General features: G+C 57.7%; 26 protein-coding genes. 8 read left to right on the top strand and 18 right to left on the bottom strand.

All coding sequences use genetic code 11. The features are described 5' to 3' along the window. Position 1: 1 nt before the first annotated feature. The 4 genes from ACERY3_RS07630 to sad all read right to left on the bottom strand — a co-directional run bounded on the left by ACERY3_RS07630 (position 2) and on the right by sad (position 4,447). Positions 2-358: a DUF4186 domain-containing protein gene (locus tag ACERY3_RS07630; protein WP_096151533.1), complete on the bottom strand. Its 357-nt coding sequence runs from the start codon at positions 356-358 to the stop codon at positions 2-4. After that, complete coding sequence (gene glsB / locus ACERY3_RS07625; protein ID WP_373225386.1) at positions 358-1,284, bottom strand: glutaminase B; 927 nt, start codon at positions 1,282-1,284, stop codon at positions 358-360. Before glsB ends, ACERY3_RS07630 begins: the two co-directional genes overlap by 1 nt. 62 nt (positions 1,285-1,346) lie before the next feature. Beyond that, positions 1,347-2,936: a methyl-accepting chemotaxis protein gene (locus tag ACERY3_RS07620; RefSeq protein WP_214579867.1), complete on the bottom strand. Its 1,590-nt coding sequence runs from the start codon at positions 2,934-2,936 to the stop codon at positions 1,347-1,349. Positions 2,937-3,058: 122 nt separating this feature from the next. Further along, a complete protein-coding gene (sad, locus tag ACERY3_RS07615; RefSeq protein WP_373225384.1) occupies positions 3,059-4,447 on the bottom strand; it encodes a succinate-semialdehyde dehydrogenase in 1,389 nt (462 codons plus the stop codon). A gap of 98 nt (positions 4,448-4,545) precedes the next feature. Here sad and ACERY3_RS07610 point away from each other — a divergent pair, with 98 nt between their 5' ends. Continuing rightward, complete coding sequence (locus ACERY3_RS07610) at positions 4,546-5,424, top strand: LysR family transcriptional regulator (protein ID WP_033145537.1); 879 nt, start codon at positions 4,546-4,548, stop codon at positions 5,422-5,424. Here the strand turns inward: ACERY3_RS07610 and ACERY3_RS07605 are convergent. The 3 genes from ACERY3_RS07605 to ACERY3_RS07595 form a co-directional block, all read right to left on the bottom strand. Further along, the gene (locus ACERY3_RS07605) at positions 5,378-5,860 is read right to left on the bottom strand and encodes a GNAT family N-acetyltransferase (RefSeq protein WP_047653295.1); all 483 of its coding nucleotides are present in this window, start codon (positions 5,858-5,860) and stop codon (positions 5,378-5,380) included. The two genes, ACERY3_RS07610 and ACERY3_RS07605, sit on opposite strands and share 47 nt — an antisense overlap. A gap of 84 nt (positions 5,861-5,944) precedes the next feature. Further along, positions 5,945-6,736 (bottom strand): PhzF family phenazine biosynthesis protein, encoded by a 792-nt coding sequence (locus tag ACERY3_RS07600; protein ID WP_058840599.1) that lies wholly within the window; start codon positions 6,734-6,736, stop codon positions 5,945-5,947. A 27-nt stretch (positions 6,737-6,763) separates the two neighbouring features. Continuing rightward, positions 6,764-7,552: a PhzF family phenazine biosynthesis protein gene (locus ACERY3_RS07595; protein WP_058840600.1), complete on the bottom strand. Its 789-nt coding sequence runs from the start codon at positions 7,550-7,552 to the stop codon at positions 6,764-6,766. Between the two features lie 177 nt (positions 7,553-7,729). On the opposite strand from ACERY3_RS07595, the gene ACERY3_RS07590 reads away from it, so the two are divergent. Next, on the top strand, positions 7,730-8,926 hold the full coding sequence (locus ACERY3_RS07590) for a sugar transporter (protein ID WP_032657078.1): 1,197 nt from the start codon (positions 7,730-7,732) through the stop codon (positions 8,924-8,926). A gap of 104 nt (positions 8,927-9,030) precedes the next feature. On the opposite strand, the gene ACERY3_RS07585 is transcribed toward ACERY3_RS07590, so the two are convergent. Further along, positions 9,031-9,696, bottom strand: coding sequence for a MarC family NAAT transporter (locus ACERY3_RS07585; protein ID WP_023311775.1), 666 nt, complete (start codon positions 9,694-9,696; stop codon positions 9,031-9,033). 255 nt (positions 9,697-9,951) lie between these two features. Between ACERY3_RS07585 and marR the strand changes: the two genes are divergently transcribed. Genes marR through marB form a run of 3 tightly spaced genes read left to right on the top strand, consistent with a single transcriptional unit; the run spans position 9,952 to position 11,038 of the window. Further along, on the top strand, positions 9,952-10,386 hold the full coding sequence (marR, locus tag ACERY3_RS07580) for a multiple antibiotic resistance transcriptional regulator MarR (RefSeq protein WP_008502236.1): 435 nt from the start codon (positions 9,952-9,954) through the stop codon (positions 10,384-10,386). 20 nt (positions 10,387-10,406) lie between these two features. Next, positions 10,407-10,787, top strand: coding sequence for an MDR efflux pump AcrAB transcriptional activator MarA (marA, locus tag ACERY3_RS07575; protein WP_008502237.1), 381 nt, complete (start codon positions 10,407-10,409; stop codon positions 10,785-10,787). A gap of 32 nt (positions 10,788-10,819) precedes the next feature. Further along, entirely contained in the window at positions 10,820-11,038 is a 219-nt protein-coding gene (gene marB, locus ACERY3_RS07570; protein ID WP_029741246.1) for a multiple antibiotic resistance protein MarB, read from the top strand. Between the two features lie 31 nt (positions 11,039-11,069). Here marB and eamA read toward each other — a convergent pair whose 3' ends face one another. Then, positions 11,070-11,975, bottom strand: coding sequence for an O-acetylserine/cysteine exporter (eamA, locus tag ACERY3_RS07565; protein ID WP_033145532.1), 906 nt, complete (start codon positions 11,973-11,975; stop codon positions 11,070-11,072). Between the two features lie 194 nt (positions 11,976-12,169). Here eamA and ydeE point away from each other — a divergent pair, with 194 nt between their 5' ends. Next, complete coding sequence (ydeE, locus tag ACERY3_RS07560) at positions 12,170-13,363, top strand: efflux MFS transporter YdeE (protein ID WP_058840601.1); 1,194 nt, start codon at positions 12,170-12,172, stop codon at positions 13,361-13,363. 46 nt (positions 13,364-13,409) lie between these two features. Here ydeE and zinT read toward each other — a convergent pair whose 3' ends face one another. The 8 genes from zinT to ACERY3_RS07520 form a co-directional block, all read right to left on the bottom strand. Continuing rightward, on the bottom strand, positions 13,410-14,051 hold the full coding sequence (gene zinT / locus ACERY3_RS07555; RefSeq protein ID WP_058840895.1) for a metal-binding protein ZinT: 642 nt from the start codon (positions 14,049-14,051) through the stop codon (positions 13,410-13,412). A 52-nt stretch (positions 14,052-14,103) separates the two neighbouring features. Continuing rightward, complete coding sequence (urtE, locus tag ACERY3_RS07550) at positions 14,104-14,802, bottom strand: urea ABC transporter ATP-binding subunit UrtE (protein ID WP_058840602.1); 699 nt, start codon at positions 14,800-14,802, stop codon at positions 14,104-14,106. A gap of 9 nt (positions 14,803-14,811) precedes the next feature. Further along, positions 14,812-15,609, bottom strand: a complete 798-nt coding sequence (gene urtD / locus ACERY3_RS07545) for an urea ABC transporter ATP-binding protein UrtD (protein WP_094935483.1) — start codon at positions 15,607-15,609, stop codon at positions 14,812-14,814. After that, positions 15,609-16,682 (bottom strand): urea ABC transporter permease subunit UrtC, encoded by a 1,074-nt coding sequence (gene urtC, locus ACERY3_RS07540; protein WP_058840604.1) that lies wholly within the window; start codon positions 16,680-16,682, stop codon positions 15,609-15,611. Before urtC ends, urtD begins: the two co-directional genes overlap by 1 nt. Next, positions 16,682-18,256, bottom strand: a complete 1,575-nt coding sequence (gene urtB / locus ACERY3_RS07535; protein ID WP_058840605.1) for an urea ABC transporter permease subunit UrtB — start codon at positions 18,254-18,256, stop codon at positions 16,682-16,684. The genes urtC and urtB overlap by 1 nt, the downstream gene beginning before the upstream one ends. A 22-nt stretch (positions 18,257-18,278) precedes the next feature. Beyond that, complete coding sequence (gene urtA / locus ACERY3_RS07530; protein ID WP_033145526.1) at positions 18,279-19,550, bottom strand: urea ABC transporter substrate-binding protein; 1,272 nt, start codon at positions 19,548-19,550, stop codon at positions 18,279-18,281. Positions 19,551-19,752: 202 nt separating this feature from the next. Beyond that, entirely contained in the window at positions 19,753-20,856 is a 1,104-nt protein-coding gene (locus tag ACERY3_RS07525) for a cobalamin-independent methionine synthase II family protein (RefSeq protein ID WP_033145525.1), read from the bottom strand. A 156-nt stretch (positions 20,857-21,012) separates the two neighbouring features. Then, positions 21,013-21,426, bottom strand: coding sequence for a rhodanese-like domain-containing protein (locus ACERY3_RS07520; protein WP_047060853.1), 414 nt, complete (start codon positions 21,424-21,426; stop codon positions 21,013-21,015). A gap of 73 nt (positions 21,427-21,499) precedes the next feature. On the opposite strand from ACERY3_RS07520, the gene ftrA reads away from it, so the two are divergent. After that, positions 21,500-22,507, top strand: coding sequence for a transcriptional regulator FtrA (ftrA, locus tag ACERY3_RS07515; protein ID WP_058840606.1), 1,008 nt, complete (start codon positions 21,500-21,502; stop codon positions 22,505-22,507). Positions 22,508-22,985: 478 nt separating this feature from the next. Continuing rightward, the gene (locus ACERY3_RS07510; RefSeq protein ID WP_058840607.1) at positions 22,986-23,522 is read left to right on the top strand and encodes a dihydrofolate reductase family protein; all 537 of its coding nucleotides are present in this window, start codon (positions 22,986-22,988) and stop codon (positions 23,520-23,522) included. Between the two features lie 164 nt (positions 23,523-23,686). On the opposite strand, the gene ACERY3_RS07505 is transcribed toward ACERY3_RS07510, so the two are convergent. Next, positions 23,687-24,049 (bottom strand): hypothetical protein, encoded by a 363-nt coding sequence (locus tag ACERY3_RS07505; protein WP_039262500.1) that lies wholly within the window; start codon positions 24,047-24,049, stop codon positions 23,687-23,689. Positions 24,050-24,167 lie beyond the last annotated feature (118 nt).

Raw genomic sequence — 24,167 nt, 5'->3', positions numbered from 1 at the left:
TTTAGGCGTTCATCTGCAGCACCAGCCAGTGGTGGATGACGCTGACGATGTAATTTTGTTGCTGCGCCGTGAGCGTTACGCCCTGTGGAATGTTATGCCATTTTGCCAGACAGCCCCGGCAACAGGTGGCGGTGGCATGCTGGGCGATAAACACCGGGTGACCGCGCATGGGCGTCTGCTTACCGTCGTTTGCGGGGTGCGCGGGCACAAGGCGCTTTTCGACAAAATCCGCGGCGTGCCGATCAATGGTTTCGGGGCCTTTGTCCCAGCAGTACTGTCGTTCCTTATCGCCTAAGCGAAAGCGCGAACGAAATGTCGATCGCGCCAGGCGGGAAAAGAGAGGATCCAGATCGGACATCAGTATACGGAACGTCCCAGGCGCTGGGTAAGTTTCTCCAGAACCGCCACGCCGGCAAGGGAATTTCCCGTTTCATCCAGTTCCGGGCTCCAGACGGCTATCGCCATTTCATGCGGCACAATCGCCACGACCCCGCCGCCGACGCCCGATTTAGCCGGAAGCCCAACGCGCCAGGCAAACTCGCCGGCGTTTTGATACATCCCGCTGGTGGCCATCAGCGCGTTAACCTGCCGGGCCTGAAGCGGAGAAACCACCTCCTGATCGAGATGCGGCGCGTGCCCCTGGTGCGCAAGGAACAGGAACGTCTGGGCCAGCTCAACGCAGCTCATTTTCAGGGCGCAGTAATGGAAGTAGTTTTGCAGCACGGTCGCCACGTCGTTGTGGAAATTACCGAAGGATTTCATCAGCCATGCGATCGCCGCGTTACGGGCAGAGTGTTCAAACTCCGAGCGTGCCACCACCGCATCATAGGCAATATCGTCAACGCCCGAGAGCTGGCGAACAATCTCCAGCATTCGCTGGCGCGGTGCGCTGAGGCGACTTTGCAGCATATCGCAGACCACCAGCGCCCCGGCATTGATAAAGGGATTTCGCGGTTTACCCTGTTCAATCTCGAGCTGAAGCAGCGAGTTAAAAGGCTGGCCGGAAGGATCTTTACCGACACGCTGCCAGATCTCTTCTTCTTCATACTGGCGCATCGCCGCAACCAGACTCAGCACTTTCGAAATGGACTGAATGGAAAAACGCTCAGCCGCATCGCCTGCCTGGTATCGCTGTCCGTCAATGGTACAGATAGCAATCCCCAGCTTGTTCCCGCTCACCGAGGCAAGGGCCGGAATATAGTCGGCAACCTTCCCCTTTCCAATTAACGGACGAACCTGCGCCAGAATCTCGTCCAACATCTCATAATGGATGACCGCAGCCACACTTTGCTCCTTGCCCTCAGGCTAAAACGGGCTGCGAGTATAACAGAGGCTTATGTATTGCGTCAGGCGCTAAGACGAAAACGCGAAACGGCCTGCAATAAAAGATCGGATTGCTTTTGCAGCCGCTCAGAGGCATCCGAGGCGTCTGAGACCAGCAGGTCCGTCTGCCGGGAGACCTGATTCAGCGCCTGAAGCTGGCGCGTCATCTGGTGAATACTGTCTCCCTGGCTGAGCGTGGCGGTTGAGATCTCATTAAGCAAACTGCTTAAATTGCCCACCAGGCCGGTGACCTGCTGCAGATTTTCTTCCATCAGGTTAACGGCGCGGGAACCGTCTTCAATGCCCTGCAGCGAGCGGTTGATCAGCTCCTGAATGGTCTGCGTCGAGTGGCTGCTTTTTCTGGCCAAAAGCCCGACTTCCCGGGCGACGACGGCAAAGCCGCGCCCCTGGTTTCCGGCATGGGCCGCCTCGATGGCGGCATTCAGCGCCAGGATGTTGGTCTGAAACGCCACGCTGTCGATCATCGCCACGATCCCGCGCATCTCAGAAGATCGGTCGACGATCGCCTGCATGGACGCATTCACGGTAGACATCATCCGGTCGCCCCCCACGGCGGCCTGACGCGCTTCATCGGCCCGCGAGCTGGCGAGCCTGGCATAGCCGGTATTCCCTTCCACATGGCTTTCCAGCGCCGCGATATGCGCCGTCACATCCTCAAGCTCTTTCGCCTGGCGCGCTGACTGCTGATACAGCTTCTGGTTACCCTGCGCAAGGGAGTCAATGTTCTCCACCATCGTTGCGGTGGCATGGCTGACCTGCGTCACCAGTTGCTGCAGACCGTGCTGCATCGTCGCAATACTGTCGCTAAGCTGACCTATCTCCCGGTTAAAGCGCATGACGTCCGGCGGCGTGCCGGAGAGATCCCCTGCCGCCAGCCGGTTAATATGCGCAATCAACCGACGCAGCGGCGTAATCACCCATCTGGACATGCCGAACCAGACGACAACCGCGATGGCAAGCAGCAGCACCGGCGCAAACAGGAACAACGTTTGCAGGCCGGATAGCTGCGCCATTAAGCTCTGACGCCCCTGCATGGCCTGCTTCTCGCTTGCCTGCTGATAGCGCGCATAGTTGTCGTTAAAATCAGACTGAAACGCCTGAGCCGGTACGGCAAAAAACGCGTCGATGGTGTTGGTCTTAATCAGACCTTCAGCCTGCTCGTTGATCGCGCCGTAAAAAAGCTGATAGCTGTTCACCAGGGCGTCGTCTTTCGGCGGATTTAGCGCCAGCCAGGCCTTCCACGCCTGCTGAGAAACCGCCAGCGCCTTTTGCGCATCGTCCATCAGGCTGTGCCAGCTCCCGTCGGAGCCGGTCTCTTTATCCTGCATAAACCAGACGCCGGAGCGGTTAAGCAGGTCGCTTGCCGCCAGCAGGGAAACGCGGGCCAGATCCAGCTTGCTCTGCTGCTGCCAGGCCAGAAGGTTTTGCTGCTCGTTGCGCTGGGCGTCGTTCAGGGAGGCGTTAAGCAGAAATGAGGAGGAGAGCTGCAGCGCGGAGAAAAGGCCAATAATGCAAAAGATACCCGTCAGCAGGCCAAAGTGACGAGGGGTGAGACGCTGCGCAATACGGCGAAAAATTTGCGTTAGGTTCATAATTATCTTCATTAACAATGCGTTAGACGCGAGCGAGTCTACGAAATGAAAATGACAGAACCATTGCAGATAAATGACAACGGCCCTCGTGATGAGGGCCGTAATCACAGGCGGGCAATAAATTACACGCGATCCTTCCACACCGTCTGCACGTTGCAGAACTCGTGCAAACCAAAGTGGGAAAGCTCCCGGCCAAAGCCGCTTTTCTTCACGCCGCCGAAGGCCACGCGCGCGTCGCTGGCGCTAAAGCCGTTGATAAACACCCCGCCGCACTCCAGTTCGCGGGAGAATTTATCCGCAAGCGCCGCGTCAGCGGTAAAGACGGTGGCGGACAGGCCAAAGTCGCTGTCGTTGGCAAGCGTCAGGGCGTGCGCCGCGTCTTTCGCAACAGTAATGGCCGCGACCGGACCAAACAGTTCCTGGCGGAACGCCGTCATCGACGGGGTGACGTTGGCCAGCACGGTTGGCGCGTAGTAATTGCCCTCTCCGCTGATTTTCTCTCCGCCCAGCAGCAGCGTTGCCCCTTCGGCCAGGGTGGCCTGCACCTGCTGATGCAGCTCATCGCGCAGGTCATAACGCGCCATCGGGCCCAGGTAGTTCTCTTCTGCTTCCGGCGCGCCCATCTTTAACGCGGCGACGGCGTCGACGAAGCGGCGGGTAAAGGTATCCGCAATCCCCTCTTCCACAATGAAGCGTTTGGCCGCCGCGCACACCTGTCCGGTATTCTGATAGCGACCCGCCACCGCCGCCTTCATGGCTAGATCCAGGTCGGCATCGTTAAGGACGATAAACGGGTCGGAGCCGCCCAGCTCAAGAACGCATTTTTTCAGCGCGGCTCCTGCCTGCGCGCCAATAGCCGCACCGGCACGCACGCTGCCGGTGACGGTCACCGCCGCAATACGGCGATCGTTAATCGCCTGGCTTACGCCGTCATTGGTGGCGTTCACCCAGCCGAATACGCCTTCAGGGAAACCGGCATCCGCAAAGATCTGCCCAATAAGATCCGCAGAACCTAGCACGTTTGGCGCATGTTTCAGCAGATAGCTGTTACCTGCCAGCAGGATCGGCACCGCGCCGCGCAGCACCTGCCAGAGCGGGAAATTCCAGGGCATTACCGCGAGAATCGGGCCCAGAGGACGGTATTCAATAACCGCGCTGTGGTTTTCCACCAGCGTAGGCTCCGCACGCAGCATCGCCGGGCCGTGCCCGGCATACCAGTCGCACAGAGCTGCGGATTTTGCCACTTCCGCCCGCGCCTGCAGGATGGGTTTCCCCATTTCACGGGAGATCGTCTGCGCCATCTCTTCCGCGCGGTTTCGCAGCGCGGCGCCGAGATCCAGGAGCTTCTGCGCCCGGTGGGACACGCTTTCGCGTCGCCACTGGCGATACCCCGCGTCAGACTGAGCAATCGCGCGGTCAACCTCTTCCGCCGTCGCCCAGGGATAAGCAGCGAGAGTTTCCCCCGTTGCCGGGTTAACGGACAAGGCATGTGTAGCAGATGAATATTTCATGATGTTCTCCACGCATTTCGGTTGATTCATTGTGGCTCACTCTGCTATTTCTTAAAAATGAATAATACTAACCACCTTATTCACGAAACGAGAATGCCATGGACTTAACCCAGCTTGAAATGTTTAACGCCGTCGCGCTGACGGGCAGCATCACCCAGGCGGCGCAGAAGGTGCATCGCGTGCCGTCTAACCTGACGACCCGCATCCGCCAGCTGGAAGCCGATCTTGGCGTCGAGCTGTTTATTCGTGAGAACCAGCGTTTGCGCTTATCCCCCGCCGGACATAACTTCCTGCGCTACAGCAGGCAGATCCTCGCCCTGGTGGATGAAGCGCGCATGGTCGTCGCGGGTGATGAGCCGCAGGGGCTATTTGCCCTCGGCGCGCTGGAAAGCACCGCCGCGGTGCGCATTCCCGAAACGCTGGCGCAGTTTAACCAGCGCTATCCGCGCATCCAGTTTGCCCTTTCTACCGGGCCATCCGGGACGATGATTGATGGCGTACTGGAGGGAACCCTCAGCGCCGCCTTTGTCGACGGGCCGCTGTCGCACCCGGAGCTGGAGGGCATGCCGGTCTACCGGGAAGAGATGATGCTGGTCACGCCTGCCGGGCACGCGGAGGTCGCCCGCGCCACGCAGGTCAGCGGCAGCGACGTTTATGCCTTTCGCGCGAACTGCTCGTACCGTCGACACTTGGAAAGCTGGTTTCATGCGGACAGAGCCACCCCCGGCCGCATTCATGAGATGGAGTCCTATCACGGCATGCTTGCCTGCGTCATTGCTGGCGCGGGCATCGCGCTGATGCCGCGCTCGATGCTGGAGAGTATGCCGGGACATCATCAGGTTGAAGCCTGGCCGCTGGCGGAAAACTGGCGCTGGCTTACAACCTGGCTGGTGTGGCGGCGCGGGGCGATGACCCGCCAGCTGGAAGCTTTTATAGCGCTGCTAAACGAACGTCTTCAACCAGCGCCTTCTCCATAAACAGGCTGAGCGGATCGTCAGCGTACGGGGCAAACGCCGGACGCAAATCGTACCCGCACTGCTCGTACAGGCGAACCGCGGCGCGCTGTTTGATGCCCGTCTCCAGCCTTACCGTGTGGCAATGGCGGCTCAGGGCCTCATCTTCCAGGGCGGCCAGCAGCGTCTCGCCGAGATGCTGCCCGCGATGGGCCGGATCGATATAGACCCGCTTCATCTCCCCCGTTCCGTCGCCGTTGAGCACGATGGCTCCGCAGCCTACGGCGTGCAGCTGCTGGTCACGAATGACCATCAGGATCAGCGAGGCTTCCGGCAGCGCGGACAGGTCGAGCAGATGGTTGCTTTCGGCGGGATAGAGTTCGCTCTGGTAGCGGTCAAGCGCCGCGATCAGCGTGAGAATGTCCGGATGACGTGCAGATTCAGAGGTAATGGAATACATGGCAGGCTCCTTGCTGTTTTTATATCAACATAGCTCAGGCCTGCCGGGGTGGTTCATAGTATTAACTTATAGCGCGTCACTCAGCTAGCGCAGGAAGATTCGCCCTTTCAGGTACAGCGTAGCCTGGCCGCCAATCAGCACGCGGTCGCCCTTCAGCTCGCAGCGCAGATCCCCGCCACGGTATGACACCTGGCGAGCATTGAGTGACGTTTTGCCCAGCTTTTCGCTCCAGTAAGGGATCAGCATGCTGTGGGCGGATCCGGTGACGGGATCTTCCGGCACCCCTTCGCCAGGGCAGAAGAAGCGGCTGACGAAGTCATATTCTTCTCCCGGCGCCGTCACGCAGACCATTTTATCCAGCGGAAGCATGGCCCCAATATCCGGCGTTAACGCTTCAACCTGATGCTGGCTCTCCAGCACCACCATGTAATCGCGTCCGACGCGCACCTCTTTTGCCGCCGTGATGCCCAGCGCGCTAAACAGCAGCTCAGGTGGGTTTTCGACGATTTCCGTCGACCACGCGGGGAAGTTCAGCGTCAGCCAGTCGCCGCTGCGTTTGACGGTCAGCTCGCCCACGAAACGCGTGGTGAAAGTGATTTCGGTATGCGGATAATCAAGGTATTCGAAAATGACGTGCGATGCGGCAAGCGTAGCGTGACCGCACAGGTTAATTTCATCCAGCGTGGTGAACCAGCGCAGCTCAAACCCGCCGTCGGTACGCACGAAAAAGGCGGTCTCAGACTGGTTATGCTGCTGCGCCATTTTGAGCAGCGTTTCGTCCGGCAGCCACTCTTCCAGAGGACATACCGCTGCGGCGTTGCCGCCAAAGGTTTTATCGCTGAAGGCATCCACCAGATAAAAATCAATTTCCTGCATTGTCTCTTCCTCTCTTGTTATGGGTTTTTAGCGCAGAAAAACTGTGCCTTTCAGATAAAGCGTGGCCTGCCCGCTCATCAGCACGCGCGAACCTTTCAGCTCACAGTGTACGTCGCCGCCTCGCGCTGAAACCTGACGGGCAAACATCGTGGTTTTGCCCAGCTTTTCGCTCCAGTAAGGGATCAGCATGGTGTGCGCGGAGCCGGTGACCGGGTCTTCCGGGACGGAAACGCCCGGTGAGAAAAAGCGGCTGACAAAATCATATTCCCCCTCACCGCGCGCCGTAACGCTCACCTTATGCTCGCCCGGCGTCATCGCCGAGAAGCGCGGCGCAAGCGCTTCAACCTGCTGGCGATTCTCCAGAACGATCAGCCAGGCGCGCCCTTTACGGGCTTCAACGTAGCGGTTAATACCCAGCGCCGAGAGCATCTCCAGCGGGGGTGTCTCTTCATGGGTTGGACATGCCGGGAAGTCCAGCGTCATCCACTCCCCCTCCCGGCTGACGGTGAGGCGGCCAGAGGCGGTATCAAAGTGGATCCGCGAATCCGGGTAATCCAGCCCGGTAAACAACACGTGCGCGGCCGCCAGCGTAGCGTGGCCGCAGAGATTGACTTCGGTGAGCGTGGTAAACCAGCGTAGCTCAATGCCCCCTTTACTGCAGACGAAAAAAGCCGTTTCCGACTGATTATGCTGCTGCGCCATTTTCAGCAAGGTCTCATCGGGTAACCATTCCTTGAGCGGGCAAACGGCGGCCGGATTGCCGCCAAACGAGGTGTCGCTGAACGCATCTACCAGATAAAAATCAATCTCCTGCATTGTCTTACCGCCTGTTTTTATTGTGTTGTTCTTTTATATTCAATGAAAACGGCGTTCCCGGCTACCGCTTTCATAAGGTAAATATTGAGATCTGCGTCACATAATGGTTGAGTTTTCGCCGTTCGACGTTTTAAGATCGTCTCCTCTTCTTTTCAGCAACGAATCTCCGACATCCCTATGACAACGAACACAGTTTCCCGCAGGGTTGCGTGGCTACGCGTGGTCACGCTGGCCATTGCCGCGTTTATTTTTAACACCACAGAATTTGTTCCGGTTGGGCTGTTGTCTGACATCGCTGAAAGTTTCCAGATGGAAACGGCGCAGGTGGGCATTATGTTGACCATCTACGCCTGGGTTGTGGCGCTGATGTCCTTGCCGTTTATGCTGCTGACCAGCCAGATGGAGCGGCGCAGGCTGCTGATCGGCCTGTTTGTGCTGTTCATCGCCAGCCATGTCCTGTCGTTTATGGCGTGGAATTTTACGGTGCTGGTCATTAGCCGCATCGGCATTGCCTTTGCCCATGCGGTGTTCTGGTCGATCACCGCGTCGCTGGCTATTCGACTCGCGCCAGCGGGTAAACGCGCCCAGGCGCTGAGCCTGATTGCCACCGGTACCGCACTGGCGATGGTGCTGGGTCTGCCGATTGGCCGCATCGTAGGGCAATACTTCGGCTGGCGTACGACGTTCTTCGCCATTGGTATGGGCGCGCTGGTTACGCTGGTATGTCTGATTAAGCTGCTGCCCGCGCTGCCGAGCGAACATTCCGGCTCGCTGAAAAGCCTGCCGCTGCTGATGCGTCGCCCGGCGCTGCTGGGTATCTACCTGCTTACCGTCATTGTGGTGACGGCCCATTACACGGCGTACAGCTACATTGAACCCTTTGTGCAGGTGGTGGCGGGCTTTAGCGCCAACTTTGCCACCATCCTGCTGTTGATCCTCGGCGGAGCGGGCATTATTGGCAGCGTGCTGTTCGGTAAGCTGGGTAACCGGCATGCGTCAACGCTGGTGAGCTGCGCTATCGGTCTGCTGCTGGCCTGCCTGCTGCTGCTGATGCCTGCCGCAGGCAGTGAAAGCCATCTGGCGATCCTCAGCCTGTTCTGGGGCGTGGCGATCATGATTATTGGTCTGGGCATGCAGGTGAAGGTCCTGGCCCTGGCGCCGGATGCAACGGACGTCGCCATGTCGCTGTTCTCAGGGATTTTCAATCTGGGGATTGGCGCGGGCGCGCTGGTGGGAAATCAGGTAATACTGCACGTATCGATGTCGGCGATTGGCTATCTGGGCGCCATTCCGGCCCTGGTGGCGCTGGTCTGGTCAGTGCTCATCTTCCGTAAATGGCCGGTGGCGCTGGAGGAACAGGGTCAGCACGGGTAAGCCTTCTTGCCGGGTGGCGGCTTCGCCTTACCCGGCCTACAAAACCCGTAGGCCCGGGCAAGCGAAGCGCCGCCGGGCAAGCGAAGCGCCGCCGGGCAATCACATCAATGATAGGTTTTAATAATTTCCAGCACGCCGTTAATAATAAACTGCACGCCCATACAGACCAGCAGGAAGCCCATCAGACGGGAAATCGCCTCGATACCGCCCTTGCCTACCCAGCGCATAATGGCCCCAGAACTGCGCAGCGACGCCCACACGATAACCCCGATAATCGCAAAAATCAGCGGTGGCGCAACCGTCAGCACCCAGTCCGGGAAGGTTGCGCTGTCACGCACCGTTGATGCGGAGCTGATGATCATCGCGATGGTACCCGGCCCCGCCGTGCTCGGCATGGCAATCGGTACAAAGGCGATATTCGCACTCGGCTCGGTTTCCAGCTCTTCCGATTTGCTGGCCGCTTCCGGCGACTCATGCGCCTTTTGCGCCGGGAACAGCATGCGGAAACCGATAAAGGCCACAATCAGCCCCCCGGCGATACGCAGGCCGGGGATGGAAATCCCGAAGGTGTTCATCACCACCTGTCCGGCATAGTAAGCCACCATCATGATGGCAAACACATACACCGAGGCCATCATCGACTGATGGTTGCGCTCGGCGCTGTTCATATTCCCTGCCAGACCGAGGAACAGCGCCACCGTCGTTAACGGGTTAGCCAACGGCAGCAAGACCACCAGCCCAAGGCTGATTGCTTTTATTAAATCCAACATAGTGCGTTGTCGTCCTTATCCATATTTAACACAGCAATTATAGGGTGAAAGTGTGACATTGAGCCATGGGTGCAACGCAACGATTATTTCCGTCCTGGAAAGATAACTGACAGTTATCTATATGATTTGAAAGACCTCAAAAAAAGTTCATGAAACGTTTTAGCAATTCGTGGCATCGGCTGACTCATTCAGTTGACTTATACTTGCCTGAGCAATAATATCTGCCGTGACTAACTACTTGCCAGGGCAACCATTGTGAAAAGCACCAGTGATATCTTTAACGACGTTGTTCCGCTGGGTCGTCTTATTCATATGGTAAATCAGAAAAAAGATCGCCTGCTCAACGACTATCTGTCACCGCTGGATATCACCGCAACACAGTTCAAAGTGCTGTGTTCCATTCGCTGCGAAGTGTGTATTACACCGGTTGAGCTTAAAAAGGTGCTCTCTGTCGATCTGGGCGCGTTAACCCGCATGCTGGATCGTCTCGTCTGCAAAGGATGGATAGAACGAAGCCCTAACCCGAATGACAAACGCGGCGTACTGGTGAAGCTAACCAGCGATGGCGCGGCCATGTGCGAGCAATGTCATCAATTAGTAGGACAAACACTGCATCAGGAACTAACAAAAAACTTAACGGCAGATGAAGTGGCAACCCTTGAGCTTCTGCTCAAAAAAATACTGCCGTAAACAGAAAAAGAGGTATGACGATGTCCAGACGCAATACTGACGCTATCACCATTCATAGCATTTTGGACTGGATCGAAGATAACCTGGAATCGCCGCTCTCCCTTGAAAAAGTGTCAGAGCGTTCAGGTTACTCCAAATGGCACCTGCAACGGATGTTCAAAAAAGAGACCGGTCATTCATTAGGTCAATACATTCGCAGCCGCAAGCTGACGGAAATTGCCCAGAAACTGAAAGAAAGCAATGAGCCGATCCTTTATCTGGCGGAGCGTTACGGATTTGAATCGCAACAGACCCTGACGCGTACGTTCAAGAACTATTTTGACGTGCCGCCTCATAAGTACCGAATCACCAGCGTGCCGGGCGAATCCCGATACCTGTATCCGTTAAAACACTGTAGTTAATCATCGCCTGTAAAGACGTAACCGAGGAAATCATGAAAGTTACCGCCTCCGCCGCCCTCGCCTTGCTGGTGCTGTTCTCCAGCCAGACCTTCGCGGAGCAAACCCCTCGTGCAACGCAGCAAAATAATCCTGATACGATGATTTTGCCGTCAGCACATGACCAGTCGCCTTATGATTTCAACCATATGGGTGCTGGTAGCGACAAATCCGACGAATTAGGCGTGCCTTATTATAATCAGCACGGCCTCTGATTCGTTTTTGCCCCGCAGACGCGGGGCTTTTTTATGCCTTTTCGCTTACCCGCGTCGCCCGACGAACCCGCAGACCAAACACGTTAATGTACAGCCCGGCCATGATCAGCACGGCGCCAAACAGCTGCAGCGCGCTCAGCGTTTCATCCAGCAAGAGTGCCGCACTGGCAAGCCCCACCACCGGCACCAGCAGGGATAACGGCGCCACGCGCCAGGTTTCATAACGCCCCAGCAGCGATCCCCAAATCCCGTAGCCCACAATGGTGGCGACAAAGGCCAGATAGACAAGAGAAAGGATTGTGGTCAGATCGATTTCGACCAGACTGTTCAGCATTACATCCGGACCATCCAGAATAAACGACGCCGCCAGAAACGGGATTATCGGGATCAGCGCGCTCCAGACAACCAGGGACATCACCGCCGGGCGGGCCTCGTGCTGCATAATCAGCTTGTTGAAAATATTCCCGCAGGCCCAGCTCAGCCCCGCCGCCAGCGTCAGCATAAAGCCGAGCAGCGCCACATCCTGGCCGTTCAGGCTGGCTTCAATAAGCACCAGCACGCCAAACACCGCCAGCGTAATGCCTGCCAGCTGTTTTCCCTGTAAACGTTCGCCAAACACGAAGGCGCCGAGAATGATGGTAAAGAACGCCTGCGCCTGCAGCACCAGCGAGGCCAGACCGGCCGGCATCCCGAACTTGATGGCGCAGAAGAGAAACGCGAACTGGCCAAAGCTGATGGTCAGGCCATAGCCCAGCAGCAGCTTTAACGGGATCTTCGGACGGGCGACGAAAAAAAGCGCCGGGAACGCGACCAGCAAAAAACGTAAACCGGCCAGCATCAGCGGCGGCATGTTGTGCAACCCCAGCTTGATGACCACAAAATTGAGCCCCCATACTACGACCACCAGCAACGCCAGCAGCCCGTCTTTACGCGTCATACCCTGCCCCTGAATTATTAATTATTTGTTAACAGTTCAAGGTAACAGAAAAAAGCGCGCGGCGAGAAGATCATTAATTATGGCAGTCAGGCGAAGCACTTACGGATAAATTAGGTGCTATACAAGCCCCTTATGTCATGGTAATCCTGTTAACACACGTCTAAAAAAAGCATAAGCAACTGTCGGGCAGGAATATGAAACCATCTCTCAGGCGCTCAACCGCAGCGCTGCTGGCGTCGTCATTGTTATTAACCATCGGTCGGGGAGCAACGCTGCCGTTCATGACCATTTATCTCACGCGCGTCTACAGCATGAGCGTCGAGAATATTGGTTATGCCCTGACGATTGCGCTGACAATCGGCGTGGTGTTCAGCCTGGGATTTGGCATTCTTGCCGATAAGTTTGATAAAAAGCGCTACATGCTGATCGCGATCGTGGCCTTTATCGCGGGGTTTGTCGCGATCCCGCTGGTCGATAACGTCACGCTGGTGGTGCTGTTCTTTGCGCTGATCAACTGCGCCTATTCCGTCTTTTCAACGGTGCTGAAGGCCTGGTTCTCCGACGTGCTCACCGCAAGCCAGAAAGCGCGCGTCTTCTCGCTTAACTACAGCTTTCTGAACATTGGCTGGACGATCGGGCCGCCGATTGGCACCCTGCTGGTGATGTACAGCCTGCAGCTGCCGTTCTGGCTGGCGGCCTTCTGCGCCGCGCTGCCGCTCGGATTCATCCATTTCTTCGTGCAGAAAAGCGTTGCGCTGGATACCGCCGAGGAGAAGATGCCCTGGCAGCCGTCGGTACTGCTGAAAGACCGCGCGCTGTTCTGGTATACGCTCTCTGGCCTGCTCGCATCATACGTCGGCGGATCGTTCGCGACCTGCATTTCGCAATACGTTCTGGCCGCGCATGCAGACAGTAATTTCGCCGAAAAGGTGGTCGCCGTGGTATTGCCCGTCAACGCCGCCGTGGTGGTGACGCTGCAATATGCGCTGGGCCGCAAGATCTCGGCCAGCAATATTCGCCCGCTGATGACCCTCGCCACCCTGTTTTTTATCGTGGGGCTGGGTGGCTTTATGCTCTCCGGGGAAAACCTGGTTTACTGGGGCATCGCTGCCGCCATCTTTACCCTGGGTGAGATTATCTATGCACCGGGCGAATACATGCTGATCGACAACATTGCCCCGCCCGGGATGAAGGCAAGCTATTTCTCCGCGCAGGCGCTGGGCTGGCTCGGCGCGGCGGCAAACCCGATGATCACCGGTATTATCCTGACCAACCTGCCGCACTGGTCGCTATTTGTCATCATGATGGTTACCATCGTCATGGCGTGGCTGATGATTTTGCGTGGGATGAGCGTGAAGGCGTGGTGTGAAACGCCCAACGTGGCGTAGCGCTTCCAGGCCGGGTGAGGCGTAGCCGCCACCCGGCAATAAAGCATCAGTGGTGCAGCATTTCCTCTACCACCTGCTCTTTGTACATCTCATTCGGATAATAGGTCGGCCAGTTATCCATCTCTTTCAGCAGCGCCTCGTGGGAGGTGTTGCCCATGAAAATGTGGAAGTGCGAAGAGGCCTTCGGGGCGATGGTGTGGTCGCTGAACTGAACAAACTTCGGTGCCTTGCTGCCGGCATCCTTACACTCAAACAGATAGCGAACGCCTTTTTTGCCCGATACGTAGGTCAGTATTTTGTAGCCGCTGTAATCATACTGACAGCGGCTGACCGCTTTGCCCTTATGGAATTCCATCACGTTGTTTTCGATGCCGATAGCATCCACGTCCGTCGCATAACCCGTGCGGTAGTAAGCTTTCACCTCGTCAAAGGTTTTGCGTTTGTCTTTCTGCGCTATCTGTTTAAACACCGGATCCAGCGAACCGTCCAGCAGTAACGGATAGACCGACTGCCAGGTCCCGTCCCAGTCTGACAGCGCTCTGTCCTTCACGTCCTTATCCTCAAACACGCCGTTCGCCGCCCTCTGTTCCGCTTCGGTCATCTGATGGCCGTGCGAGTGAGCAAACAGCTGGCCGCTGACAAGCAGCGCCCCCAGAGTCATGGCAAATTTCCCAAAATGTGCAGCCAACATAACACCCTCATTCCGTTTTATAAGAATGCGAATGTTATATTATAACATTTTAAATCGCAACCAGTCCGCGAACGCCCTCCTGCTCCATGTTTTCACCCCGGCCGCGCTGGATAATGGTGCCGCGCGACATCAGCAGATAGCTGTCGGCCAGCTCGGCGGCAAAGTCGTAAAACTGTTCGACAAGCAGGATCGCCATGTCGCCTCGGTTCGCCAGGGTACGGATCACCTGGCCAATCTCTTTAATCACCGATGGCTGTATGCCTTCGGTCGGCTCGTCCAGAATCAACAGCTGCGGACGGCTCGCCAGCGCGCGACCAATCGCCAGCTGCTGCTGCTGTCCACCGGAGAGATCGCCCCCGCGACGATGCCTCATCTCTTTAAGCACCGGAAACAGCTGCCAGATCTCATCCGGAACCTGCTTCGCCTCGCGGGCGGAAAAACGCGACAGCCCCAGCAGAAGATTCTCTTCCACGGTCAGGCGCGGGAAAATCTCGCGGCCCTGCGGAACGTACGCCACGCCAGAGTGCACCCGCTGGTGCGGCCTGCTGTGGGTGATCTTTTTACCCTGCCAGATGACCTCCCCGGTTTTCGCCGGGATCAGCCCCATCAGACACTTCAGCAGCGTGGTTTTCCCGACGCCGTTGCGCCCCAGCAGGCAGGTGACCTCTCCGGTGACGGCCTCAAAACTCACGCCGCGCAGGATATGGCTGCCGCCGTAATACTGATTCAGTTCGTTAACCTGTAACATCATCGCTCCTTAGCGCCCCAGATAGACCTCAATCACCTGCTCGTTAGCCTGCACCTCGCGAAGCGAACCTTCCGCCAGCACGCGGCCCTGATGCAGCACCGTGACGTGGTCGGCGATGGTCTCAACAAAGCCCATATCGTGCTCCACCACCATCAGGGAGTGCTTACCCGCCAGCGTTTTGAACAACTCGGCGGTGTATTCGGTTTCCGCGTCGGTCATCCCGGCGGCCGGTTCATCCAGCAGCAGCAGGTGCGGGTCCTGTACCAGAAGCATACCGATTTCCAGAAACTGTTTTTGCCCGTGAGAAAGCAGCCCGGCGCGGCGGTCGCGCTCGCTGCTAAGGCGCAGCAAAACCAGCATCTCATCGATGCGGTCGCGCTGTTCACCGTTGAGTTTTGCCCGCAGGCTCGCCCAGACGGATTTATCGGTTTTCATGGCGATCTCCAGGTTTTCCCACACCGTCAGCGCTTCAAAAACCGTGGGTTTCTGGAATTTACGCCCGATCCCCTGGCGGGCAATGGCCGCAGGCTCCAGCGTGGTCAGGTCGATGGACTGATCGTAAATCGCCCTCCCGCTCTTTGGCCGAGTTTTACCTGTGATAACGTCCATCAGCGTGGTTTTACCGGCGCCGTTAGGGCCAATCACGCAGCGCAGCTCGCCCACGCCGATATTCAGCGACAGATCGGTCAGGGCCTGAAACCCGTCAAAATTGACGTTAATGGCCTCAAGCTGCAGCACCGGGTCGGTCTGTTCACGGTAACGATCGCCCGGCAACTGGCGGGTAAATAACCCTTCGGCTGGCTGCATTATTTCTCTCCCTTTCGAAACAGACCGTAGACGCCGCGCGGTAAAAACAGCGTGACGGCGATGAAAATCAGCCCCAGAAACAGCTGCCAGTATTCCGGCATCGCGACGGTGAAGAAGCTCTTCGCCCCGTTCACCAGCGCCGCGCCAATCACCGGACCGACCAGCGTGCCGCGCCCGCCCAGCGCCACCCAGATGGCGGCTTCAATCGAGTTGGTCGGCGACATTTCACCGGGGTTGATAATGCCCACCTGCGGGACGTACAGCGCCCCCGCCAGGCCGCACAGCACGGCGGAGAGCGTCCATACCAGCAGCTTGAACCCGCGCGGATCGTAGCCGCAAAACGTCAGGCGGTTTTCGGCGTCGCGAACGGCGGTCAGGATGCGGCCAAACTTGCTCTTCGCCAGGGCAAATCCGGTGCCTAACGCCAGAATCAGCAACAGCACGGTCGCCAGAAACAGCGCGATACGGGTGGTCGTTTCAGTTACCGAAAACCCGAGCAGCGTGGTGAAGCCGGTAAAGCCGTTATTGCCGCCAAAACCGGTTTCATTGCGAAAGAACAGCAGCATCCCGGCATAGGTCAGCGCCTGGGTCATAATCGAGAAATAGACCCCTTTGATCTTTGAGCGGAAGGCGAACCAGCCGAACACCAGCGCCAGCAGGCCCGGTACCATCACAATCAGCACCAGCGCCCAGGCAAAATGCTGGGTTCCCCACCAGAACCACGGCAGCTCGCTCCAGGAGAGAAACGACATAAACGCGGGAAGACCGTCACCCGCGGCCTGGCGCATCAGGTACATGCCCATCGCGTAGCCGCCCAGAGCGAAGAAGATGCCGTGCCCAAGAGAGAGCATCCCGGCGTAGCCCCACACCAGATCCAGCGCCACCGCAACGATGGCATAGCAGAGGATCTTGCCAATCAGCGTCAGCATCCAGGTCGACAGCGCCAGCGGATGCGTCGCAGGCAGTAAGGCGAAAAACGGTAATATCAGCAGACACGCCACCAGCAGGCTGCCTGCAAGTTGCGTTGTGCGCGGCGCTTTGCGCGCCAGCGTTAAGGTCAGCGGCTGGCTCATCAGTCAAGCACCCTCCCTTTCAGCGCAAACAGCCCCTGAGGGCGTTTTTGAATAAACAGCACGATCGCCACCAGAATTACGATCTTGCCCAGCACCGCCCCCATCTGCGGTTCAAGAATTTTATTGAAAATACCCAGACCAAACGCCGCGGCCACGCTGCCTGCCAGCTGGCCTACGCCACCGAGCACGACCACGAGGAAAGAGTCAATGATGTAGCCCTGACCCAGCTCCGGCCCGACGTTACCGAGCTGCGACAGCGCCACGCCGCCTAACCCGGCAATTCCTGAGCCAAGCCCAAACGCCAGCATATCGACGCGGCCTGTCGGTACCCCGCAGCAGGCGGCCATGCTGCGGTTCTGCGTCACCGCGCGCACGTTGAGCCCCAGACGGGTTTTATTCAGAATGAGCCAGGTAAAGAACATCACCAGCAGCACGAAGCCCAGCACCACGATGCGGTTCCACGGCAGCGTCAGGTTGGCAAAAACCTGCACTCCGCCGGACAGCCATGCCGGGTTGGCCACCTCCAGGTTCTGGGCGCCAAACGTCATGCGCACCAGCTGGATGAGCATCAGGCTGATCCCCCACGTTGCCAGCAGCGTTTCCAGTGGGCGACCGTACAGATGGCGGATCACGGTGCGCTCCAGCACCATCCCGATGCCCGCCGTCAGGCAGAACGCCACCGGAAGCGCGATAACGGGATAGAGCGCCAGCCACTGTGGCGCAAGCCCGGCCATCGCCTGCTGCACCATCCAGGTGGCATACGCCCCCAGCATCAGCATCTCACCGTGCGCCATATTGATGACGCCCAGCAGGCCGTAGGTGATGGCAAGCCCCAGCGCCGCCAGCAGCAGCACCGACCCCAGAGAGAGCCCCATAAACGCCTGGCCCAGCAGATCGCCCCACATCAGTCGATGCTGGATCTGGCTCAGACTCTCCTGCGCGGCGGCGCGCACCCCGGCATCAGGCTCTGTCTGTGCCTGGGTAAACGGGGTAAGTCTGGACTCCACGTCCGGATCGTCGGACTGCCCTAATAACTCGACGGCCTTGCGGCGCACCTCTGCCTGCGGGCTGGCTAGCTGGAGATTCGCCACCGCCAGTAAAAGCGCCTGACGTGCTACCGCGTCCGTTTCATCGTTTACCCGCTTTTCCACAAAAGCGAGCATTCCAGGCTGGGCATCCCGCTGAAGCTGACGGGCCGCCGCCCGCCTTTCTGTGACACTGTCACTCACCAGCTGATGCGTAGCGATGGCCGTGGCGGCCAGCACTCGCAGCCGGTTGGTCAGACGAACGGCTTTGGCTGGCCCTTCGGTCGACTTAGCGTCACCGAGCGACACCATTTGACCGCTGCGCTGCGCAAAGGCGTGCTTTTGGCTGTCGGTATAGAGGTTTTCTTTTTGCAGTGCCTGCAGCAGCGGCAGCCTCGCGGCGTCCGGCGCTTCGGCCCACTGCGTCAGCAACTCCGCCTGCTGGCTGCGGCTGGCGGCAACAAAACGATCGGCATCCGATGCCTGCGCCATCCCTGGCAGCAGTCCGGAAAGCCATACAAGAGCGATGAACATGCGCATGGCGTTCATGACGTTTCTCCCTGGTGATGGCTTAGTTGCTGGCGGTTTTCATCGGCTGGTCGGGCTTTTTATCGTTACCGGCGATGAACGGGCTCCACGGCTGGGCGCGTACCGGCTGTTCCGTCTGCCACACCACGTTGAACTGGCCGTTGCCTTCGATTTCGCCGATCATGACCGGCTTATGCAGATGGTGGTTGGTGGCATCCATGGTGAGCGTAAAGCCTGACGGCGCCTTAAAGGACTGGCCGGCCATCGCCGCACGCACTTTATCCACGTCGGTTGTGCCTGCTTTTTCCACCGCCTGCGCCCACATATGGATCCCCACGTAGGTCGCTTCCATCGGGTCGTTGGTCACCACGGTATCGGCGTTCGGCAGCTTGTGCGCCTTCGCATAGGCTTTGTAATCCGCCACGAAGGCCTGGTTGGTCGGGTTATCCACGGATTCAAAGTAGTTCCACGCCGCGAGGTTGCCGACCAGCGGTTTGGTGTCGATCCCGCGCAGCTCTTCTTCTCCCACGGAGAACGCCACCACCGGCACGTCGGTCGCCTTCAGCCCCTGGTTAGCCAGCTCTTTGTAGAACGGTACGTTGGAATCGCCGTTGATGGTCGACACCACGGCGGTTTTGCCGCCCGCGGAGAATTTCTTGATGTTAGCGACAATGGTCTGGTAGTCGCTATGACCGAACGGGGTGTAAACCTCCTCGATGTCCTTATCCTCCACCCCTTTCGAATGCAGGAAAGCGCGCAGGATCTTGTTGGTGGTGCGCGGGTAAACATAGTCCGTGCCCAGCAGGAAGAAGCGCTTCGCCGCGCCGCCGTCTTCGCTCATCAGGTATTCCACCGCCGGAATGGCCTGCTGGTTTGGAGCCGCGCCGGTATAGAAGACGTTTGGCGACATCTCTTCGCCTTCATACTGCACCGGATAAAACAGCAGACCGTTCAGCTCCTCGAAGACCGGCAGCACGGATTTGCGCGATACCGACGTCCAGCAGCCGAATACCACCGCCACTTTATCCTGACTTAACAGCTGGCGCGCCTTCTCGGCAAACAGCGGCCAGTTTGAGGCGGGATCCACCACCACCGGCTCCAGTTTTTTACCCAGTACGCCGCCTTTCGCGTTGATCTCGTCGATGGTCATCAGCGCGACGTCTTTCAGCGGCGTTTCGGAGATGGCCATGGTGCCGGAAAGAGAATGCATGATCCCCACTTTGATGGTATCGGCCGCCTGCACGCCAAAACTCATTCCCATCGTCACGACGGACGCGGATAACGCAAAGGCTTTTAATAAGGTACGACGCTGCATATTTTCACTCCTGAAAAAGAACGCTGTGCGAAAACGTCCGTTACGGCGTGGACGCGGAAAAAAATGTGTCAGCGAAGCAGGAGCAAAAAGGATGCCAGAATGGAGGAAGCGCTATTTCAGGAAGGGGAACGCAGGATGTAAAGAGAACGTCTCAGAATGGCACAGCGCTGCACTTTTATAATGCAGCGCTGTGGATGAGGCTTTACCAGACTTCGCTGGCGATCTGCGTGACCAGACGGACTTTGTCCCACTGCTGGGATTCGCTCAGGCTGTTGCCCTCTTCGGTAGAGGCAAAGCCGCACTGCGGGCTGAGGCAAATTTGCTCTTTTGCCACGTATTTCGCCGCCTCTTCCAGACGGGCTTTAATCCCCTCCGGGTTCTCCAGCTCGCCGTTTTTCGTGGTGATCAGGCCCAGCACCACCTGCTGCTTGCCCGGGCGAATGAAGCGCAATGGCGCGAAATCCCCGCTGCGGTCGTTGTCGTATTCAAGGAAGAACGCGTCAACGTTGACCGTCCCGAACAGCACTTCCGCCACCGGCTCATAGCCACCTTCGGAAATCCAGGTTGAACGGAAGTTACCGCGGCAGACGTGCAGGCCGATGGTCAGATCGTCCGGCTTGCCTTCCAGCGCCTTGTTCAGGACGCGGGCATAGATGCGTGCCAGCTCATCGGCATCATCACCGCGCTCGCGGATCTGACGGCGCTGATCGTCCGAACAGAGATAGGCCCAGACGGTGTCGTCCAGCTGCAGGTAACGGCAGCCCGCGTCGTAAAATGCGCGGATGGCGTCGCGCCAGGTGGTCGCCAGATCGTCGAAATAGTCATTCAGATCCGGGTAGACCGTCGCATCGATGTCTTTACGGCCGCCGCGGAAATGGAGCACGCTTGGGCTGGGAATGGTCATCTTCGGCTGAGCATTGCCGCTGATGCTTTTCAGGTAGCGGAAATCTTCGAGCATCGGATGGTCGCCAAAGCCCAGCTTGCCGGTGACGCGCACGCCGTGGGCTTTGGTTTGTACCCCGTTGAACTGAATGCCCTGCTGCGAATCGTAACGCTCAACGCCCTGCAGACCGTCGAAGAAGTCGAAGTGCCACCAGGCACGGCGAAATTCACCGTCGGTGACCACATGCAGGCCGCACGCACACTGCTGCTCAACGACGTGGCGAATGGCATCATCCTCTACCGCGCGAAGCTGTCCGGCGTCAATTTCGCCGCTGGCGAACTTCAGGCGAGCCTCTTTGATGGCATCCGGGCGTAAAAAACTGCCGACTACATCGGCGCGGTACGGGGCGTGCTGTCGTTGCATGGAAATCTCCTCAGTCTGCCGGCGATAATTGCCAGCAGTGATAATTCATCATTTGAAGTTTTAGACTTCTGGATGTCTAAATGTCCAAAAAAGATGTCATACCTGTCCTGTTCCGGCAAACGAGAAAATTTCACGGGTGTTGAAAAAAATTCATCTTCACAGCGCGACGGCGGTTTCGCTGCTGGCAAAGGCGAACTTTTCATCCTCCCAGCCGGTGATCCCCCCGAGCATGATTTTGACCGGCAGCCCGAGGCGCGCCAGCTTCAGCGCGGCTCTGTCCGCGCCGTTACAGTGCGGCCCTGCGCAGTAAACGACGAACAGCGTGCCTTCAGGCCATTGGGCCATGCGCTCGGCGGTCATCTGGCTCCGCGGCAGGTGCAGTGCGCCGGGCACGTGACGGCGGGCAAACTGCTCCGGGCTGCCCACCACGTGCAGCAGCACGAAGTCCTGCTCATTATTGGCGATGGCGTGGTGCACATCGGCACAGTCGGTTTCAACGCTCAGGCGGCGCAGAAAATGGGTAACGGCTTCCTGCGGCTCGGCAGCCGGAAATTCAGTAACATAGCTCATGATCCTTCCTCATCTTTGGCGTTTGTGTTAACACTACTCTATCCACAAATTCAGCCCGTGAATGTGTTCGCTTATGCCAGAAAACAGCAAAAAGATGACAAACTTAAGACAAATTTCCCGCCCGCAGGTGGTCGTGCTGGCGTATGACGGTCTGTGTACCTTTGAGTTTGGCGTAGCGGTGGAGATCTTCGGCCTGCCGCGTCCCGAGCTTGGCGATGAATGGTATCGTTTTGCGGTGGCGAGCGTGGACAGCGGTGAACTTCGGGCAACTGGCGGGATCCGCATCGTTACCGATGGTGATTTAAGCCTGCTTGCGTCTGCGGACCTGATTGTGGTTCCCGGCTGGCGGGGGCTGGATTCACCGGTTCCGGACGCGCTCTGCGAGGCACTACGCCAGGCCAGCGCGCGAGGATGCCGGCTGCTCTCCATCTGTTCGGGGGTGTTTGTGCTGACCGCTACGGGGCTGCTGAACGGCCGCAAAGCCACAACCCACTGGCGCTACATCGACGCGCTTAAAGCCCGCTACCCTGACATCGACGTGGTTGAGGATGTGCTCTACCAGGACGAAGGCGATATTCTGACGTCCGCCGGCAGCGCGGCGGGAATCGATCTCTGTCTGCACGTTGTGCGGCGGGATTATGGCATGGAAACCGCCAACAGCGTGGCGCGTCGGCTGGTCATTCCCCCTCACCGGGATGGTTCACAGCCACAACAGCTGAGCCGCCCGGTAGCCCAGCTGCGGGAAAGCCAGCGTCTCGGCCAGCTGTTTGATTTTCTGCACACGCATCTTATCGAGGCGCACAGCGTCGACTCCCTGTCGCGTCGGGTCGGAATGAGCCAGCGCACCTTCCTTCGTCGCTTCGAGGCGGCAACGGGGACGACGCCCGCACGCTGGTTAATCAATGAACGCCTGCTGAGAGCAAAAGATTATCTGGAAAGCAGCAGGTTAAGCATCGACAGCATTGCTGAACAGACCGGGTTTGGTCAGGCGTCGACACTGCGCCATCATTTTCGCCAGCAGTTCGCGCTTTCCCCGGCTCAGTATCGCAAACAATTTTCACGTCCGGGTACTGCACGCTAACGGTTGAGGGTTCCCCACAAAATAATGCCTGCACGGACGACCCCCTCTCCCTTGAGGGAGAGGGCTGGGGTGAGGGGGAACATACGGCTCTGGTGGTCATTCCGTTCACTTTATGTTCCTTGCTATTCTTTAACGACATAACCTGTGAACGTGCCAGGGTGGCTCAATCGCCACCACCCTGGCAACCCGGGCTCCCGGCGGTAAATCGCCGCTTCGCGGTACCCTCAGCTTATTTCTTCAGGCTATCGGGTCGGGCATGAGCCTGCATCCCTGCAGGCCACGCCCTCTCGGCGCATCCCTGCGCCTCGTCCCGGCCTTACGGAAACGCTTCGGCGATTTACAGCCGGACCAGGGCATCGCTGTAAGTCTGTCATTATTCTGAAGACAGTCTTATTGCTTCAGAATTCACGTTTACAAAGGGGCCCCTCTCCGCTAAGAGGAAGATTCATTTTTTAATTTTCGTAATACGGAGCACCTGATGGTCACTACACACGTTTTTATCGCGGTCAGTCTTGATGGCTACATCGCCCGACAGAATGACGATATCGACTGGCTGCTGCAGCGCGACGATCCAACGGAAGATCATGGCTATGAGACATTCATCGCGGACAAAGAGTGGATCGTGATGGGCCGGGGTAGCTATGAAAAGGTACTGACCTTTGACGCATGGCCTTACGATCGTCCCGTGCTGGTGCTCTCCCGACAGCTGGCCGGTACGCCCGTGCCGGAGGCGCTGAAGGGAAAAGTGCAGTTCTCTTGCCGCACGCCAAAGGAGGTGCTGGACGATCTCGCTGCGCAGAACGTTCATCGGGTCTATCTCGATGGCGGACGGGTGATCCAGTCGTTCCTGCGCGAAGGGCTGGTGGCCGATATGGTGATCACGACCGTTCCTGTCCTGCTCGGAGCGGGAAAACCGCTGTTCGGAACCCTTCCTCAGGATATCGATTTAACGCTTGTATCAAGCCGCAGTTTCCCTTCGGGTCTGGTGCAGTCGTATTATCGGCTGATGCCATAAAACCATCGCGACGGTCTGAGCAAAAAAAAACCGCCAATAACTGGCGGTAAATGCTTGCATGGATAGATTTGTGTTTTGGTCTCTACGTCCCGACACTCCATGGCCGGGCTGCGGATCCCTTACAACCTAACACCTCTTGTCTTAACGAACGCTAAACAACCTTATTAACCTGCATGGGTATTGATCTGCAAATAACGCATAAGCCCCTGCTCAGCGCTCTGTTTTGCGTCGTCATTAAGGGCTTCAAGATAAAAGGAACGGGCGACACCATAAGGTGCTTTTTCAGAGGGATACACCGCGAACTGGAATGTTTTTCCTCTTGCCTGATGAGTACAATCTAATTCCCAGCGCCGATCGTTTATTTTTTTGCTGGAGCAGGCAACGCCACCATAATCGCTGGTTAAATAGGAACCCACGCGAATTTCCGCAGAACGAATATATTCTGGTTCGTCATTAGCTGCATAACGAATCCCCGCAGCAGCCACAACAGCAACCGCCAGAAGCGCAAGCGCTATTATTTTTTTCATTTAGAAATGACCTGTTCCTTAGCCAGAGACTTACTATTATATAAGGTTTATCCTTAATGCAAATATCTAATTGAGGTCCAGAAATGGTACTTTACAAAGCGTCATGGTTTTTTTAGGA

The organism is Enterobacter cloacae complex sp. ESBL7, assembly GCF_041679625.1.
In the GTDB taxonomy this organism is placed as follows: Bacteria; Pseudomonadota; Gammaproteobacteria; order Enterobacterales; family Enterobacteriaceae; genus Enterobacter; species Enterobacter asburiae_B.
This window is presented reverse-complemented; position numbering and strand designations above follow the sequence as displayed.